Below are 16101 nucleotides of genomic sequence, written 5' to 3'. Positions count from 1 at the left end.
TGCGGGTCCCGTGCGAGATTCCTCACCGGGCGAGGTTTGCGGGCCGGACATGGCCAGTATGGTGGTGCGCGCCGCCGAGCTGCCCGAGATGAGGTCGAGTAAACGGGCGGCGGAGCCAACCGGGAGAACCTGCCTTGAGTCGTGAAACTGACAGTTCGTCCTCCGGGCCCAACGGGCGCGGTGGAGCCGCGTACCCGTCGGGGACGCCGCCGTACGGCACCCCCACGGCTTCCGAGACCGGTGCCGACGCGGGCCGTTCGGCCGCCGGCAAGCCGACGGAGGAACGCAAGACCGAGACAACCCTGACGACACGGATCCGGATCAACATCCCCGGATCGCGGCCCATCCCGCCCGTGGTCGTGCGTACACCCGTCGCCGACGCCTCGCCCGAGGGCGGCGACGGCACGGGGACCGGTGCACCGGCGCCGCAGGGCACGAGCTCGCCCGCGGGCGCCCCCGCGACGACGGCCACCACCCCCGCCCCGTCCGCCCCCGCGCCCGTGGACCAGCCCGCGCCGGCCGAGGAGAAGACGAGCGAGTGGTTCGCGCCCCGCAGGGCCGGCGCGCCCCCCAAGGGCGCAACGGGCGGCGGCTCGACCAACGGTGCGGGCCTGCCGGGCGGTTCGGCTCCCGTCGGCACCGCGCCCTCCGCGGCCTCGCCGGGCGCGGGACGTCCGGCACCGTCCACCGGCGCCGGTCCGCTGGGCATCACCGGTGGCGTCCGGCCCGGCGGTGTGAACGGTGCCGCGCTCCCCGGGGCCACCGGCGCCGGACCCGTGGCCCCCGGCCACGGCGGCGGCACGGGCTCCTTCGACGTCTCCGGGGCGCTGCGCGACACCGGCTCCTTCCCTGCCATCGGCTCGCCCGGAGGGTCCGGAACGGCCGGCGCGTCCGCGGGGTCCGGCGAACCGCGCCGCGACGACCTGCCGTACTTCTCCGAGCCCGGCCGCTCGGGCCGTGGCGGCCCGGCCGGTCCGACCGGCGGTCCCGCCACCGGCGACGGCCCGCTGCGGCCTCCGGGCGGTGCGGGCGCGGCCCCCGGCAGCCTGGCCGCACGGTCCGGTCCGGCCCCCGGCAACCGGAACACGGGCACGGGATACACCGGCGCACACGGCGGCCTGAGCGGCGGTCTCAGCGACGACACCGCGATCCTCACCCCGCAGAAGCCGGCACCCGACCCGGGACCCGGTGCCTACGGCGCCCCCGCGGAGAACGTCTCCGGGCACACCCTGACCAGCGGTATGCCCGTCGTGTCGCCCAGCCAGAACTTCGCGTACGACGGGGAGCCCGGCAACGGTCCCCGCTCGCACACCCCGCCGAAGCTCCCCGAGCCGGTCCGCCAGCCGTCCGCCCCGTCGAAGCCGGCGAAGAAGAAGGGCCGCAACAAGCCGGCGCTCCTCGCCGCCCTGGTCGTGGTCCTCGCCGGCGGCGCCTACGGAGCCGGCCTGCTCATGAACCACTCGGACGTGCCCAAGGGCACCACGGTGCTCGGCGTCGACATCGGCGGCGGGACCCGCGACGACGCCGTCCAGAAGCTCGACGACGCCCTCGGCCCGCGGACGACCAAGCCGCTCACGCTGTCCGTCGACGGCGACACGGTCCAGCTCAAGCCCGACCAGGCCGGACTCCAGCTGGACAGCCAGGCCACCGTCCGCGCCGCCGCGGGCAGCGACTACAACCCGATCTCGGTGATCGGCTCGCTGTTCGGCCAGGGACGCGTGGTGGAGCCCGTGATGCCCGTCGACAAGGAGAAGCTCCAGGCGGCCCTGGAGCGCGCCGCGAGCGGCTCGGGTTCGGCGAGCGACGGCACGATCAAGTTCCAGGCCGGCAAGGCCGTCCCGGTCTACGGCAAGGCCGGCAAGGGCATCGACGTCGAACCCTCGCTGCAGGCCGTCCAGGACGCGTACCGCGCCCAGGTGGAGAGCAACACGGCCACGCCGGTGAAGGTCGCCACCACGACCCGTCAGCCGACGGTCAGCAAGGCCGAGGTGGACCGGAAGATGTCGACGTTCGCGAACGTCGCCATGTCCGCGAACATCACCGTCCAGACGGACGCGGCCCACACCGTCTCCTTCAGCCCGCAGAAGTCCATCTGGAAGTTCCTGAGCGTCCAGCCGGTCCAGGGCAAGCTCGTCGAGCACTACGACCTCAAGGCGCTCGAGGAGCTGTACGGCCACGCCTTCGACGGTGTGACGATCACCAGGGGCGACGGCAGCCAGAAGGCCGTGAGCCCGCAGGACGTGGCCTCGGCCGTCGGCAGGGCGCTCGTCGGGAAGACGGCCGCCGCCCGCGTCATCACCATCTCCACCAACCCCAACTAGGGCCTGTCAGCGCGTCGAGGGCACCCGGCCGGGATCACCCCGGCCGGGTGCCCTCGTGCCGTTCCGCGGGGCCGCCCGCATGAGGGTTCCGAAGCGGGGCGTGGGGCCGCCGGCATGAGGGTTCCGAAGCGGGGCGTGGGGCCGCCGGCACGACAGTCCGAGGCCCGGGGCGCGGGGTCGCCGGCATGACATCTGTCATCCGCCGCCCAGGACACACCACACTGCCGCGCGCACCCCGCCCTCCACCACGATGGACGGCATGACAACGACTGCGGCGACCACCACCCCGTCGGTGGTCCGGTTCGAATCGGTGACCAAGAGCTACGGGACCGTCCGGGCCGTGGACGGACTGACACTCGAACTCCACCCGGGCGAGACCGTCGCCCTGCTGGGCCCCAACGGCGCGGGCAAGTCGACCACGCTGGACCTGCTGCTCGGCCTCAAGAACGCCGACAGCGGCACGGTCCGGGTGTTCGGCACCGGCCCGCGCGAGGCGATCGTCGCCGGCCGGGTGGGCGCCATGCTCCAGAGCGGCGGCCTGATGGACGAGGTCACCGTCGGTGAACTGGTCAAGCTCGCCTGCGACCTGCACCCGAGGCCGTACCGCGCGAGCGAGGTCCTCGCCCGGGCGGGCATCACCCAGATCGCCGACCGCAAGGTCGACAAGCTCTCCGGCGGCCAGGCGCAGCGCGTCCGCTTCGCCCTCGCCACGGCCGGCGACAGTGACCTGATCGTCCTCGACGAGCCCACCACCGGCATGGACGTCTCCGCCCGGCAGGCCTTCTGGGCCACCATGCGCGAGCAGGCCGACCAGGGCCGTACGGTCCTGTTCGCCACGCACTACCTGGAGGAGGCCGATGCCATAGCCGACCGCGTGCTCGTCCTGCACCGCGGACGGCTGCTGGCCGACGGCACCGCCGCCGAGATCAAGGCCAGGGCCGGAGCACGCCGCGTCTCCTTCGACCTGGAGGGCACGATCGACGAGGCCCCGCTGCGCGCGCTGCCCTTCCTCACCTCGGTCACGGTGTCCAAAAGCGGCTCCGCCGCGGGGTCCGGACAGACCGTCCGTATCCAGTCCTCCGACGCGGACGCGACCGTCCACGCGCTGTACGGGCTCGGCGTCTACCCCCGCAACCTCGAAGTCGCCGGGCTCGGTCTGGAGCAGGCCTTCGTCGCCATCACCGAGGCCGAAGAGGCCACCCGCGGAGCGGCCGAGGACGCCACCCGCACCGTCGCCGAGGAGGCCGCGTCCAAGTGAACAGTCTCATCAAGCTGGAGATCACCCGCGCCCTGCGCAACCGCAAGTTCCTGTTCTTCTCGGTCATCTACCCCTCGGCCCTGTTCCTGCTGATCGCGGGCAGCGCCGACAGCACCACGAAGGTGGACGGCACCGGCCTGACCCTGCCGACCTTCTTCATGGTCTCCATGGCCTCCTTCGGCGCCCTGACCGCCGTCCTCATGGGCAACAGCGAGCGCATCGCGAAGGAGCGGGAGAGCGGCTGGGTACGGCAGCTGCGGCTCACCCCGCTGCCCGGCCGCGGCTACGTGTTCGCCAAGACGGCCAGCGCCGCCGTGATCAGCCTGCCGTCGATCGTGATCGTCTTCGTGGTCGCCGCGGCCGTGAAGGACGTACGCCTGGACACCTGGCAGTGGTTCGCGCTCACCGGCGTGATCTGGGCCGGAAGCCTGGTCTTCGCCGCGCTCGGTGTCGCCATCGGCTACCTCGCCAGCGGGGACGCGGTCCGGCCGATCACGATGATCGTCTACTTCGGTCTGTCGATGCTCGGCGGCCTGTGGATGCCGACGACGACCTTCCCCGACTGGCTCCAGAACATAGCGAAATGGCTCCCCACGCACGCGTACGCTGCCCTGGGGCAGGCCATCGAACTGGGGAACGCCCCGCACGCGAAGGACATCGCCATCCTCGCCGTCTCCTTCGCCCTCTTCGCGGGCGGCGCGGCCTGGCTGTACCGGAAGGACACGCTGAAGGCGTGAACGCCATGACGGAAGACCCGCTGCCCGACGGAGCCCGCACGGAGCGGATCGTGAGGATGGGGGAGTCCCCGCGCAACCTCCGCGAGGCCCTGCGCAAGTCGGTGTGGATCGTCATCTGGCTGGTGTTCCTCAGCTCGCCGGTCCACGACCTCGTCTCCGGCCACCACACGCCCGCGGCCACCGCGGCCGGCTGCCTGGGTCTCGCGGCCTTCGTCGCGGTCTATCTGATGCTGGTCTTCCGGCACATGGGCAAGGCGTTCACGGGCTCCCTGGCCGTCACCCTCATGGTGCTCGCCCTCGGCGCGCTGGCCGTCGCCCTGTGCCTGACGCTCGGCGCGCCCTGGCTCGGTCTGTTCGTGTACGTCTCGGTCGCCTGCGGGACGACGCTCCCGGTGCGTGTCTCCTACTGGACGATCCCGCTGACCGCCGTCGTGATGCTCCTGGTCGGCCTGCACGGCGGCGAGGAGGACGCGCGCAACCTGGTCCTGCTCGTCGTGCTGATCGGCTTCGCCATGACGGGTGTACGCCAGCTCGTACGGACGACGGTGGAGCTGCGCAAGGCACGGGCCACCGTCGCCCAGCTCGCCGCGAACGAGGAGCGGCTGCGGCTCGCCCGGGACCTGCACGACCTGCTCGGCCACTCGCTCTCGCTGATCACGCTGAAGAGCGAACTGGCCGGGCGGATGCTCCCCGACCACCCCGACAAGGCGGCCCAGCAGGTGGCCGACATCGAACAGGTCAGCCGCCAGGCCCTGGTCGACGTGCGCGAGGCGGTCACCGGCTACCGAAGGCCCCGGCTGGCCGGGGAACTCGCGGGCTCCCAGGTCGCGTTGACCGCCGCGGACGTGGTCGCCGACCTTCCGGCCGAACCCGCCCTCGACGGCGTTCCCGAGGAGACCGAGTCCGCGCTGGCCTGGGCGCTGCGCGAGGCGGTCACCAACGTCGTACGGCACAGCGGTGCCCGGCGCTGCACCGTGGAACTCGTCCGGCGCCAGACCCTGGACGGTCCCGTGCTCGAACTCTCGGTGGAGGACGACGGCTCGGGCGGCTCCTCCTCCGCCCCCGGCAACGGTCTGACGGGACTGACCGAACGGCTGGAGAAGGCGGGCGGATCGCTGGAGGCGGGCCGGGTCCGGCACGGATTCCGGCTGGTGGCACGGGCGCCCCTGGAGGGCGGCCGGGCCTCTGTGGGCGCGTCGGAGGACCCCGTAGGATCCGGTGCATGAGCCGCACGATCAAGGTCCTGCTCGCCGAGGACCAGTCGATGGTCCGCGAAGCGCTGGCCGCCCTGCTGGGACTGGAGCCGGACATCGAGGTGGTCGCCCAGGTGGCCCGCGGCGACGAGGTCCTGGCGGCGGCCCGCGCCCACGACGTGGACGTGGCGCTCCTCGACATCGAGATGCCGGGCATGACCGGCATAGAGGCGGCGGCCGAGGTCCACAAGGAGCTCCCGGGCATCAAGCTGATCGTCCTCACCACCTTCGGCCGCCCCGGATACCTGCGCAGCGCCATGGAGTCCGGCGCCGACGCCTTCCTGGTCAAGGACGCCCCGGCCGCCCAACTCGCCGCGGCCGTACGCAAGGTGCTGGCCGGCGAGCGCGTCATCGACCCCACCCTGGCGGCGGCCGCGCTCGCCGAGGGCGCCAACCCCCTGACCGACCGCGAGCGCGAGGTCCTCCGCGCCGCCGCCGACGGCTCCACCAACGCCGAACTGGCCAAGGCCCTCCACCTCTCCCAGGGCACGGTCCGCAACTACCTCTCGACCGCGATCCAGAAACTCGCGGTACGCAACCGGGCGGAGGCGGTACGGATCGCACGGGAGAAGGGCTGGCTGTGAGCGGCACGGCCCGCGGATGCCTCAGTTGAGCATCGCCCGTGCCGCGTGGGCCTGTTGGCGGACCCGGGACGCGGCCGGTTCGTCGACCGCGGCCACCACGTCCGCGTAGGCGTCGAGTTCGGCGGCACCGGTCAGGAAGTCTCCCCGCTGGACCAGGAGTTGGGCCCGCTCGTAGCGCAGCCGCGCCGGGTGCGAGGGCAGCAGCAGGGAGAGCTCCACCGACCACAGGGCCACGTCGGAGCGTTCGGGCCGGGCGGCGGCCCAGGCCCGGATGTTGTTCAGGACGCGCAGGACGACGTCGAGCGGGTCGGCGGGGGCGAGCATCGACGGGTCGAGCGGGGCGCCGGTCGCGCCCGCGACGAGGAGCTGCGCGTCGGAACCGGTCAGGACGCGCCCGCCGTCGAAGGGGTCGGCGAGCACCTGCTCCTCGGGCGGTCCGAAGCCCACCACGAAGTGACCGGGCAGCGCGACCCCGCAGACCGGCGCCCCGGCCCGCCGCGCGACCTCCATCCACACCACCGAGAGCAGGATGGGCAGCCCGCGCCGCCGGCGCAGCACCGCGTGCAGCAGGGAGGACTCCAGCCGCTGGTAGTCGCCCGGTGAGCCCCGGTACCCCAGGCGCCCGCCGAGGAGTTCGGCGAGGGCGGTGGCCCAGGACCGGGGGTCGCCCGGACGGAAGGGCAGCCGGCCCGCCAGCTCGTCCAGCAGGATCTGCGCCGCGTCCAGCCCGGCGTCGTCCAGTGTCCCGTCGGCCGCGGCGCCCACCAGCAGACACAGCTCGGCCAGATCGGGCCGCTCGGCCCGCGCCTCGTCGGCGAACCGCCGCCGTACCTCGTCGGCTCGCTCCGGCCGCGGTGGCTGGGGGGAACGCATAGCCGGTTCGTGCCCCGTCACGTCGATCGATACGGCTCGGCACCCGGACCGGCGTCGCCGGACACGCTGTCCGCCGTGCCGCCCGCCGCCGGAGCGGTGCCCGCGGGGGCGTCCGCCGTGCCCGTGTCCGGCCCGGCGTCCGTGACGGGGGAGGACGCCCACCGGTAGTGGTGGTACGCGTGATGCGGGCCGAAGCCCATCCGGGCGTACAGCTCCCGCGCCCCGGTGTTGTCGGCCTCCACCTGGAGCCAGGCCGCCGAGGCACCCTCCTCCAGGGCCCGGCCGGCCAGCGCGGCCATGACGGCGGTGGCCAGGCCGCGGCGGCGCTGCTCCGGGGCGACCTCCACGGCGGCGAAACCGGCCCAGCGCCCGTCCACCACGCACCGTCCGATCGCCGCCGGAGCCGCGTCCCCCGCGCCGGGCACCGTCGCGAACCACACCGAGGGGCCGCCGCCCAGCACCTTCAGGGCCACGTCGGCGACGCCCTTGCGCTGGTAGCGGCGAAGCCACGCCTCGTCGGCCGCGCGGGAGAGCGTCACCCCGGGCGCCTCCCGGTCCGCGACCGGCGCGAGCGGGCCGGTCCACAGCTCGGCGGTCACCTCACGGGTCCAGCCACGCGCCTCCAGCTCCGCGCAGAGCAGCTCCTGGGTGCCCTCGGCGCCGGTGGCGGTCTGGATGAAGGCGGGCAGGTCACGGGCCGCGTACCAGTCCCGTACGTACGCGAGCGCCCGGTCGAGCGGCACGCCCGGGTCGGCCAGCGGCAGCACGGAGTTGGCGCGCCGGGTGAACCCGCCGGCGGCCCGCAGCTCCCAGCCACCGAGCCGCTCGCTCTCCACCGGCGGCCAGGCCCGCGCGGCGACACGCGCCAGCTCCTCGTAGGACGCCGCGGGGCCGCGCCGCCGTGCCGGGGCGGACGGCACGACCTTGGCCGCGACCAGGGAGGACTCCGCGATCCGGACACGTTCCCCGGTCCGTCGTGTGATCAACAGCACACCGTCGTCCCATGATGTGAGAACACCGACCGTATCGGTGAACTTCTCCACCGTGTCTCCATCGTCGGTCAGGCGTCGAACCGAGACACGTTTGCCCACGTCAGCAGCGGTGACGCGGACCTCCAGGCGGCCGGCGGCAGAGAATTCCACAGGTCAGTTCACCCCTCCTGTTCGGATCAGACCCAAGAACGGAGATACTAGGGGCGGGCATCGACTACGCCGCGCTCCCGCGCGCCAGGCGGCGGAGCCTACGACAGGCCCGCCAGCGCCCTATCGAGGAGGAACGACAGCGTGACCTACGTCATCGCGCAGCCTTGTGTCGACGTCAAGGACAAGGCGTGCATCGAGGAGTGCCCGGTCGACTGCATCTACGAGGGCTCGCGGTCCTTGTACATCCACCCGGACGAATGCGTCGACTGCGGAGCCTGTGAGCCGGTGTGCCCGGTCGAGGCGATCTTCTACGAGGACGACACTCCGGAGGAGTGGAAGGACTACTACAAGGCGAACGTCGAGTTCTTCGACGAGCTCGGCTCGCCCGGCGGCGCCAGCAAGCTCGGTCTGATCGAACGCGACCACGCCTTCATCGCAGCGCTGCCGCCGCAGAACCAGTAAGCGGTCCGCCGGGTGCCCTCCCGGCGGCAGCTGGACGAGCGCCGCCTCGGTCCCGTACGGCCTGATCGTTCCGGTCGCTGTACGGGACCGAGGCGTTTGCGCCGCCGGCCCGCGCGGCGTCCGCGCGGCAGCCCGTACCCGCGTGTACCGGCCGTACGTACGAGAAAGTGAGCCTGATCCCGTGTCCGCAGTCTCCGACCGGCTTCCCACCTTCCCCTGGGACAAGCTGGAGCCCTACAAGGCGACCGCCGCCGCTCACCCGGGCGGCATCGTCGACCTGTCCGTCGGCACCCCGGTCGACCCGGTGCCCGAGCTGATCCAGAAGGCTCTGGTCGCGGCCGCGGACTCGCCCGGCTATCCGACGGTGTGGGGCACGCCCGAGCTGCGCGACGCGCTCACGGGCTGGGTGGAGCGACGGCTCGGCGCGCGGGACGTCACCCACCGGCACGTCCTGCCGATCGTCGGCTCCAAGGAACTGGTCGCCTGGCTGCCGACCCAGCTCGGTCTCGGCCCCGGCGACAAGGTCGCGTACCCCCGCCTCGCCTACCCGACGTACGAGGTCGGCGCGCGGCTCGCGCGGGCGGAGCACGTGGTCTACGACGACCCGACGGAGCTGGACCCGGCGGGCCTGAAGCTGCTGTGGCTGAACTCCCCGTCGAACCCGACCGGCAAGGTCCTGTCCGCCGGTGACCTCACCCGGATCGTCGCCTGGGCCCGCGAGCACGGCATCCTCGTCTTCTCCGACGAGTGCTACATCGAGCTGGGCTGGGAGGCCGACCCGGTCTCGGTCCTGCACCCGGACGTGTGCGGCGGCTCCTACGAGGGGATCGTCTCGGTCCACTCGCTGTCCAAGCGCTCGAACCTGGCCGGTTACCGCGCCGCGTTCCTCGCGGGCGACCCCGCCGTGCTCGGCGAACTCCTCGCGATCCGCAAGCACGGCGGCATGATGACCTCCGCGCCGACCCAGGCCGCCGTGGTCGCCGCGCTCTCGGACGACACGCACGTCCACGAACAGCGCGAGCGCTACGCGGCCCGCCGCACAGCCCTGCGCGACGCCCTCCTGGACCACGGATTCCGCATCGAGCACAGCGAGGCGAGCCTCTACCTCTGGGCCACCCGGGACGAGTCCTGCTGGTCCACGGTGGCGCACCTGGCCGACCTGGGCATCCTGGTGGCTCCCGGCGACTTCTACGGCGAGGCGGGCGAGAAGTTCGTCCGCGTGGCCCTCACCGCCTCGGACGAGCGTGTGGCGGCCGCGGTGGAACGCCTGCGCTAGTCCGGCCGTCCGGCTACGACGACGGCGACGGGGGTCCGGGGAACTCGCTTCCCCGGACCCCCGTCGCCGTACGGCACGATCCCGACGCCGGGCCCTGACCCAGCGGTAGGCCCTAGCCCACCGGCAGGCCCTTCAGCGGAAGCTGTCCGGTCGGCACGCCGCCCATGGTCACGGCGTCCGTCGGCAGGCCGCCGGAGGCCGTCTCCGCGGTGTCACCGACGAGGCCTCCGGCCTGGCCGGCCGCGCTCCCGGCCATCTTCTGCACGGCGGGCGCGGCCTTTTTGGCGGCCTTGGCGCCGGTCCTGGCCGTGGACGGCAGGGTCTTCTCGACCGCGGCGCCGCCGGACGTGCCGGCGATCCCGGGGACGTTCTGCGTCGCTCCGTCGAGCGTGTGGCCGACGTTCGCCCCGTCCAGGGCGGTCAGCCCGCCGAGGCCGGGTGCGGCCGGCAGGCCGGGCGCCGCGCAGGCGGAGCCGGCCGCGCCGACCACGGGTGCCGCTCCGGCCGCGACGAGCAGCACGACACGGGCGATCCGGCGGGTCAGGGGGAGGGACATGGTGCTCCTTAGACGGAAGAGAACGGGGAGGTGTCCTGCTCTGCCCGGCGGTCGGCCGGCCGGCTGCCGGCGGACCGCGTTCCCGGACGGCGATCGGCTGAGGTGATCGTTCCGGGCTCGGACGCAGTGACTACCGCTCGAAGTCCGCGAAGGTTGCGGTGGCCCGACGCAAAGAGTTGGCAATGCGTCGCATTATCAGTTGTGGATAAAAACGGGCAAACAATGCCCGGCCATACCGTTACTGAAACCCCCAGGGCCCCTTGTTCCCAAGGGATTTCACCGACGGGGAGTGAGCGTCCGAAAGCGCGCGCACATCACCGGCCCGCCGGGACCGCGTCCTCCCCAGGAGTGAGGTCCCGTACTACTGCCCGGTGACGATCCGGACCTCCGCCGAGGCCTCCCCCGGCCCCGGACCGCTCTTGTCGTCGGCCGTGCGCCACGACCCCTCCGAGGTCCCCGCGGTCCATTCGCGTCCCCCGTACGACACCCGGTCGATGTGCAGGGCCGAGGAGTTGGCCACGGCCCAGTGCGCCAGCTCCCAGCCGCGGCGGAGCGTCCCCGACCCGGTGTCGGACCCCTCGCGCACGGGGACGGTCACGGTCCGGCCGGTGACCCCCGTGGGGGCGGGGGAGGCCGTGGAGCCCGTAGCGCCCGAGGAGGCCGGTGAAGCCGAGGAGGCCGGTGCCGGCGACGCGGAGGAACCCTCGGCGTCCACGGTGGCGCCCGCCTCCTGGAGCACATCGCGCCCGAAGTCCCGGGCGAGCGCGGCACGCACCGGCGCCGGGCCGCCCGCCGGGGTCGCGGCCGGGCGCCCCTGGCAGGTCAGCGTGGCCGCCGCGCGGCCGGTCAGGGCGGCGGCGAGCAGCGTGGCGTCCGGCTCGTGCTTCGCGTACGCCTGCGGAAAGCCGCTGTGCTGCACCCGCTGCGCGGCGACGGTGAGCGGCAGCCGCGAGTACCCGGGCACCTTGGCCAGGTGCTCGTAGAAGATGCCTGCCGAATACGTCGGGTCCATGATCTGTTTCCTCGTGCCCCAGCCCTGCGACGAGCGCTGCTGGAACAGACCGAGGGAGTCCCGGTCGCCGTGCCGGATGTTGCGCAGCCCCGATTCCTGGAGCGCCGTCGCGAGAGCGATGGCCACCGCCCGCTCGGGCATGCCGCGCGAGGTGCCGATCGCCGAGATCGTCGCCGCGTTCACCGCCTGTTCGGGGGTGAACTCGTACGACGCGCCGTCGCCGTTGCCGGAGACGACCTTGCACCGGGGCGCGCCCACGCCGCCCGTGAGGTACTGCACGCCGAGGTAACCCGCGACCGCGAGCAGGACCACGAGGGCCCCTCCGAAACGCAGGAGGCGACCGCGGCGCCGGACAGGAGTGGGGGACGGCTCAGACACGCGTACAAGGTACTGGAGAGCGCCGCGGGCGAACCGTGGGGCTGTGGACAACGGGAGTACGGCCGGGGGATACGACCGCATCCGGCTGCTTTCGGGGCCTCCCGGCGGGGCGCGCTAGGGTCGAGGCCATGGCCGACACCCCGCTTGACCTCACCCTGGACGCTGCCGAGCTCACCGCGCGACTGGTCGACTTCCGCTCGGAGAGCGGCACCGAGAAGCCGCTCGCGGACGCGATCGAGGCCGCCCTGCGGGCGCTGCCGCATCTCAGGGTCGACCGGTACGGCAACAACGTCGTGGCTCGCACGGACCTGGGCCGCGCCGAGCGGGTCGTCCTGGCCGGTCACATCGACACCGTGCCGATCGCCGGCAACGTGCCCTCCCGCCTCGACGAGAACGGCGTGCTGTGGGGCTGCGGCACCTGTGACATGAAGTCGGGCGTCGCCGTCCAGCTCCGTATCGCGGCCACCGTCCCCGAGCCCAACCGTGACCTCACCTTCGTCTTCTACGACAACGAGGAGGTCGCGGCCGATCTGAACGGGCTGAAGCATGTGGCCGAGGCCCACCCCGAGTGGCTGCGGGGCGACTTCGCGGTCCTCCTGGAGCCCTCCGACGGACAGGTCGAGGGCGGCTGCCAGGGCACGCTGCGGGTGCTGCTGAAGACCAAGGGCGAGCGGGCCCACTCCGCCCGCAGCTGGATGGGCTCGAACGCGATCCACGCGGCCTCCCCGATCCTGGCCGTCCTGGCCGCCTACGAGCCGCGCTACCCGGTGATCGACGGCCTGGAGTACCGGGAGGGCCTGAACGCGGTGAACATCTCCGGCGGGGTCGCCGGCAACGTCATCCCCGACGAGTGCGTCGTCACCGTCAACTTCCGCTACGCGCCCGACCGCACCGAGGAGGAGGCGATCGAGCACGTCCGCGAGGTCTTCGCCGACTGCGGTGTGGCGGAGTTCGTCGTCGACGACCACAGCGGTGCCGCCCTCCCCGGCCTCTCCCACCCGGCCGCCGCCGCGTTCATCGAGGCGGTGGGGGGTACCCCGCAGCCCAAGTACGGCTGGACGGACGTCTCCCGTTTCAGCCGGCTCGGCATCCCGGCGGTGAACTACGGCCCCGGCAATCCGCACCTGGCGCACAAGCGGGACGAACGGGTGGAAACGGCCAAGATCCTCATCGGTGAGGAGCGGCTGCGCGACTGGCTGACCGCCTGAGGCACGGCCCATATCCGCCGGCTGTTCACGGCGGACATGCCGACGTCCCCCCGCCGTAACCAGCGGAGATCTACTCTGGGGCGGAACGACCTTCCCTCGCACCGGCCTCGGGCCGGAGCGGGGGAGATCCGTACGCGGAGGGAGTGGACATGGCTACTGGCGACCCGAGGGGCAAGAAGCGGCCACCGGAGGAGCAGCGGCTCGGCCCGGTGCTGCGCAGGCGGGATCAGGTCCAGGCGAGCACCACGGACCAGCGGCTGCTGGACGCGGGCGGCCCTTCCGACTGGGTGCACACCGATCCCTGGCGGGTCCTGCGCATCCAGTCGGAGTTCATCGAAGGCTTCGGCACGCTGGCCGAACTCCCGCCCGCGATCAGCGTGTTCGGCTCGGCCCGCACATCCGTGGACTCGCCCGAGTACGAAGCGGGAGTCGCCCTCGGCCGGGGCCTGGTCGAGGCCGGGTTCGCCGTGATCACCGGTGGTGGACCGGGTGCCATGGAGGCTGCCAACAAGGGTGCCTGCGAGGCCAAGGGCATCTCCGTCGGCCTCGGTATCGAGCTCCCCTTCGAGCAGGGGCTGAACCAGTACGTCGACATCGGCCTGAACTTCCGGTACTTCTTCGTCCGGAAGATGATGTTCGTCAAATACGCGCAGGGCTTCGTGGTCCTGCCCGGCGGCCTCGGCACCCTCGACGAACTCTTCGAGGCGCTCACCCTGGTCCAGACCCAGAAGGTCACCCGCTTCCCCATCGTGCTGTTCGGCACGGAGTACTGGGGCGGCCTCGTCGACTGGCTCAAGAACACCCTCATCGCCCAGGGCAAGGCGTCCGAGAAGGACCTGATGCTGTTCCACCTGACCGACGAGGTGGACGAAGCGGTGGCGCTGGTGTCGAAGGAGGCGGGCCCCCGCTAGAGGCTTTCAGACGCCTTCTCCCACGGCTCTACGGGCCGAGGGGCACGGGACGGGCTGACGAGTCGGCCCCTCCCGTGCGCCCGGGCGGTCCGTCCGCTATGCCAGTCCGCGCCGGGCCACCGCCGGCGGCCGGTGCCCGGCGATCGACGCGACCATGTCCAGGACCTGGCGGGTCTCCGCGACCTCGTGGACGCGGTACACCTGCGCCCCCAGCCACGCCGAGACCGCGGTCGTCGCCAGCGTCCCGAGGACCCGTTCCTTGACCGGCTTGTCGAGCGTCTCGCCCACGAAGTCCTTGTTGGAGAGGGAGACGAGAACCGGCCACCCGGTGGAGACCATCTCCCCGAGCCGCCGCGTCGCCTCCAGACTGTGCCGGGTGTTCTTCCCGAAGTCGTGTCCCGGATCGATGAGCACCGACTCGCGGGGCACTCCGAGAGCCACGGCGCGCTCCGCGAGGCCCAGCGTGACCCGCAGGATGTCGGCCATCACGTCGTCGTAGGCGATCCGGTGCGGGCGCGTGCGCGGCTCCGACTCCCCGGCGTGCGTGCACACGAGCCCCACCCCGTAACGGGCGGCCACCTCGGCCAGGCGCGGGTCGACCCCGCCCCAGGCGTCGTTGAGCAGATCGGCGCCGGCCTCGCAGACCGCTTCGCCGACCTCGTGCCGCCAGGTGTCGACGCTGATGACCACGTCAGGGAAGCGGCGGCGCACCTCGGCGACGAAGCCGACCGTCCGGCGCGCCTCCTCCTCGGCGGTGACCTCCTCGCCCGGTCCGGCCTTGACCCCGCCGATGTCGATGATGGCGGCGCCCTCGGACACCGCCTGCTCCACGCGCGCGAGCGCGGGCTCGTCGCGGAAGGTGGCCCCCTGATCGTAGAAGGAGTCCGGGGTCCGGTTCACGATCGCCATGATCACCGGCTCGTGCGCGTCGAATTCGCGCCTGCCCAGCCTGAGCATCCCCTGTGACCTCTCCCAGTAAGTCGCACCGATAAGCCGCCTGCGACCTTAGCTGTCACACTCGCATGGCACGATCGGAGCCTGACACCTCGACCGTCAGACTGCCTTCGTCAGCACCAGTACTTTCACGCCGACGCGACCCGCGCCGGCCCCGGAGCGTGGGGACCTCAGCGATGTTCATGTTCTTGTTCCTGGTCGTCGCCCTCGCCGTCGTGGTCGCCGCGGTGACCCTGTCCGTGGTGGGCGCCGGTGAGAGCGCGCCCCTCGCCGACGCCGAGCCCGAGCGGCTGCGCGATCCGCTGCCGTACGACCGTCCGGTGCACAAGGGCGACGTGGACGCCCTGCGTTTCGCCGTCACCGTGCGCGGCTACCGCATGGCGGACGTCGACGACGCGCTGGGCCGTCTCGGCGCCGAGATCGGCGAGCGGGACGCCCGGATCGCAGACCTGGAGGCCGCGCTCGCCGGCGCCCGCGCGGCGAGCGGCACCACCTCGCTGCGCAAGCACCCCGAGGACGAGCGGTGAGCGGGGCGCTGGCCGGACCCGACGGCGCGCTGCGCTGCCCCTGGGCGCTGTCCACCGAGGACTACGTGGCCTACCACGACGAGGAGTGGGGCCGGCCCGTCCGCGGCGACGACGCCCTCTACGAGCGGCTGTGCCTGGAGGCGTTCCAGTCGGGGCTGTCCTGGATCACGATCCTGCGCCGCCGCCCCGGCTTCCGCACGGCCTTCGCGGACTTCGAGATCGCCAAGGTCGCCCTGTTCACGGAGGCCGACGAGGAGCGCCTGCTCGCCGACCCGGGGATCATCCGCAACGGTGCCAAGATCCGGGCGACCGTCGCCAACGCGCGCGTGCTGGCCGAATGGGCCCCGGGCGAGCTGGACGAGCTCATCTGGTCCTTCGCCCCCGACCACGCCTCGCGGCCGGCCCCCGAGAAGCTCTCGGACGTACCGGCCGTCACCGACGAGTCGACGGCTCTGTCCAAGGCGCTCAAGAAGCGCGGCATCCGCTTCGTGGGCCCGACGACGGCGTACGCACTGATGCAGGCGTGCGGCCTGGTGAACGACCACCTGGCGGACTGCGTGGTGCGCGACGCCGGCTGACCGGGCCGCTCTTCCCGGGGTGCGGAGGTGTCCGCCGCGGACCACGCGCGGCCCGCGGCGAACGCCTTCGG

At 72.8% G+C, this 16101-nt stretch carries 16 protein-coding genes; 11 read left to right on the top strand and 5 right to left on the bottom strand.

Going from position 1 to position 16101, the window contains the following annotated elements; all coding sequences use genetic code 11:
• The first annotated feature begins 134 nt into the window (after nucleotides 1–134).
• The 5 genes from OG780_RS15445 to OG780_RS15425 all read left to right on the top strand — a co-directional run bounded on the left by OG780_RS15445 (nucleotide 135) and on the right by OG780_RS15425 (nucleotide 6153).
• Nucleotides 135–2321, top strand: coding sequence for a hypothetical protein (locus tag OG780_RS15445; protein ID WP_328448577.1), 2187 nt, complete (start codon nucleotides 135–137; stop codon nucleotides 2319–2321).
• 259 nt (nucleotides 2322–2580) lie between these two features.
• Nucleotides 2581–3579: an ABC transporter ATP-binding protein gene (locus OG780_RS15440; RefSeq protein ID WP_328448575.1), complete on the top strand. Its 999-nt coding sequence runs from the start codon at nucleotides 2581–2583 to the stop codon at nucleotides 3577–3579.
• Nucleotides 3576–4316, top strand: a complete 741-nt coding sequence (locus OG780_RS15435; protein WP_328448573.1) for an ABC transporter permease — start codon at nucleotides 3576–3578, stop codon at nucleotides 4314–4316. The genes OG780_RS15440 and OG780_RS15435 overlap by 4 nt, the downstream gene beginning before the upstream one ends.
• Nucleotides 4317–4321: 5 nt before the next feature.
• Nucleotides 4322–5542, top strand: coding sequence for a sensor histidine kinase (locus tag OG780_RS15430; protein WP_328458146.1), 1221 nt, complete (start codon nucleotides 4322–4324; stop codon nucleotides 5540–5542).
• Nucleotides 5539–6153, top strand: coding sequence for a response regulator transcription factor (locus OG780_RS15425; RefSeq protein ID WP_328448571.1), 615 nt, complete (start codon nucleotides 5539–5541; stop codon nucleotides 6151–6153). Before OG780_RS15430 ends, OG780_RS15425 begins: the two co-directional genes overlap by 4 nt.
• 21 nt (nucleotides 6154–6174) lie before the next feature.
• On the opposite strand, the gene OG780_RS15420 is transcribed toward OG780_RS15425, so the two are convergent.
• Nucleotides 6175–7026, bottom strand: coding sequence for a SirB1 family protein (locus OG780_RS15420; RefSeq protein WP_328448569.1), 852 nt, complete (start codon nucleotides 7024–7026; stop codon nucleotides 6175–6177).
• A gap of 17 nt (nucleotides 7027–7043) precedes the next feature.
• Entirely contained in the window at nucleotides 7044–8168 is a 1125-nt protein-coding gene (locus OG780_RS15415; RefSeq protein ID WP_328448567.1) for a GNAT family N-acetyltransferase, read from the bottom strand.
• 141 nt (nucleotides 8169–8309) lie between these two features.
• On the opposite strand from OG780_RS15415, the gene fdxA reads away from it, so the two are divergent.
• Nucleotides 8310–8630, top strand: coding sequence for a ferredoxin (gene fdxA / locus OG780_RS15410; protein WP_030573070.1), 321 nt, complete (start codon nucleotides 8310–8312; stop codon nucleotides 8628–8630).
• 181 nt (nucleotides 8631–8811) lie between these two features.
• The gene (locus OG780_RS15405; protein WP_326785686.1) at nucleotides 8812–9906 is read left to right on the top strand and encodes a bifunctional succinyldiaminopimelate transaminase/glutamate-prephenate aminotransferase; all 1095 of its coding nucleotides are present in this window, start codon (nucleotides 8812–8814) and stop codon (nucleotides 9904–9906) included.
• A 112-nt stretch (nucleotides 9907–10018) separates the two neighbouring features.
• Here the strand turns inward: OG780_RS15405 and OG780_RS15400 are convergent, their stop codons facing one another.
• Together OG780_RS15400 and OG780_RS15395 are read right to left on the bottom strand one after the other, a co-directional pair.
• On the bottom strand, nucleotides 10019–10462 hold the full coding sequence (locus OG780_RS15400) for an ATP-binding protein (protein ID WP_328448565.1): 444 nt from the start codon (nucleotides 10460–10462) through the stop codon (nucleotides 10019–10021).
• A 361-nt stretch (nucleotides 10463–10823) separates the two neighbouring features.
• Nucleotides 10824–11852, bottom strand: coding sequence for a heavy metal transporter (locus OG780_RS15395; RefSeq protein WP_328448563.1), 1029 nt, complete (start codon nucleotides 11850–11852; stop codon nucleotides 10824–10826).
• Between the two features lie 128 nt (nucleotides 11853–11980).
• Between OG780_RS15395 and dapE the strand changes: the two genes are divergently transcribed.
• Both dapE and OG780_RS15385 read left to right on the top strand, forming a co-directional pair.
• The gene (gene dapE, locus OG780_RS15390; protein WP_328448561.1) at nucleotides 11981–13060 is read left to right on the top strand and encodes a succinyl-diaminopimelate desuccinylase; all 1080 of its coding nucleotides are present in this window, start codon (nucleotides 11981–11983) and stop codon (nucleotides 13058–13060) included.
• 149 nt (nucleotides 13061–13209) lie between these two features.
• A complete protein-coding gene (locus tag OG780_RS15385) occupies nucleotides 13210–13971 on the top strand; it encodes a TIGR00730 family Rossman fold protein (protein WP_328448559.1) in 762 nt (253 codons plus the stop codon).
• 96 nt (nucleotides 13972–14067) lie between these two features.
• Here the strand turns inward: OG780_RS15385 and folP are convergent, their stop codons facing one another.
• Nucleotides 14068–14928, bottom strand: a complete 861-nt coding sequence (gene folP / locus OG780_RS15380; protein ID WP_326785681.1) for a dihydropteroate synthase — start codon at nucleotides 14926–14928, stop codon at nucleotides 14068–14070.
• 173 nt (nucleotides 14929–15101) lie between these two features.
• Between folP and OG780_RS15375 the strand changes: the two genes are divergently transcribed.
• Nucleotides 15102–15452 carry a DivIVA domain-containing protein gene (locus OG780_RS15375; RefSeq protein WP_328448556.1) on the top strand — a complete coding sequence of 117 codons (351 nt, stop codon included), beginning with the start codon at nucleotides 15102–15104 and terminating at the stop codon, nucleotides 15450–15452.
• The gene (locus OG780_RS15370) at nucleotides 15449–16030 is read left to right on the top strand and encodes a DNA-3-methyladenine glycosylase I (protein WP_328448554.1); all 582 of its coding nucleotides are present in this window, start codon (nucleotides 15449–15451) and stop codon (nucleotides 16028–16030) included. The genes OG780_RS15375 and OG780_RS15370 overlap by 4 nt, the downstream gene beginning before the upstream one ends.
• Nucleotides 16031–16101: the final 71 nt, after the last annotated feature.

Origin of the sequence: Streptomyces sp. NBC_00386 (assembly GCF_036063235.1) — a bacterium.
Taxonomy (GTDB): domain Bacteria; phylum Actinomycetota; class Actinomycetes; order Streptomycetales; family Streptomycetaceae; genus Streptomyces.
Note: the sequence above shows the minus strand (reverse complement) of the source record. Positions and strands in the feature narration are given on the sequence as shown.

Bases quoted from the DNA above. Each gene is read 5' to 3' on its own strand.
- OG780_RS15440 (WP_328448575.1), top strand. From the start codon at position 2,581: ATGACAACGACTGCGGCGACCACCACCCCGTCGGTGGTCCGGTTCGAA.
- OG780_RS15430 (WP_328458146.1), top strand. From the start codon at position 4,322: ATGACGGAAGACCCGCTGCCCGACGGAGCCCGCACGGAGCGGATCGTG.
- OG780_RS15425 (WP_328448571.1), top strand. From the start codon at position 5,539: ATGAGCCGCACGATCAAGGTCCTGCTCGCCGAGGACCAGTCGATGGTC.
- OG780_RS15420 (WP_328448569.1), bottom strand. From the start codon at position 7,026: ATGCGTTCCCCCCAGCCACCGCGGCCGGAGCGAGCCGACGAGGTACGG.
- OG780_RS15400 (WP_328448565.1), bottom strand. From the start codon at position 10,462: ATGTCCCTCCCCCTGACCCGCCGGATCGCCCGTGTCGTGCTGCTCGTC.
- dapE (WP_328448561.1), top strand. From the start codon at position 11,981: ATGGCCGACACCCCGCTTGACCTCACCCTGGACGCTGCCGAGCTCACC.
- OG780_RS15385 (WP_328448559.1), top strand. From the start codon at position 13,210: ATGGCTACTGGCGACCCGAGGGGCAAGAAGCGGCCACCGGAGGAGCAG.
- folP (WP_326785681.1), bottom strand. From the start codon at position 14,928: ATGCTCAGGCTGGGCAGGCGCGAATTCGACGCGCACGAGCCGGTGATC.
- OG780_RS15375 (WP_328448556.1), top strand. From the start codon at position 15,102: ATGTTCATGTTCTTGTTCCTGGTCGTCGCCCTCGCCGTCGTGGTCGCC.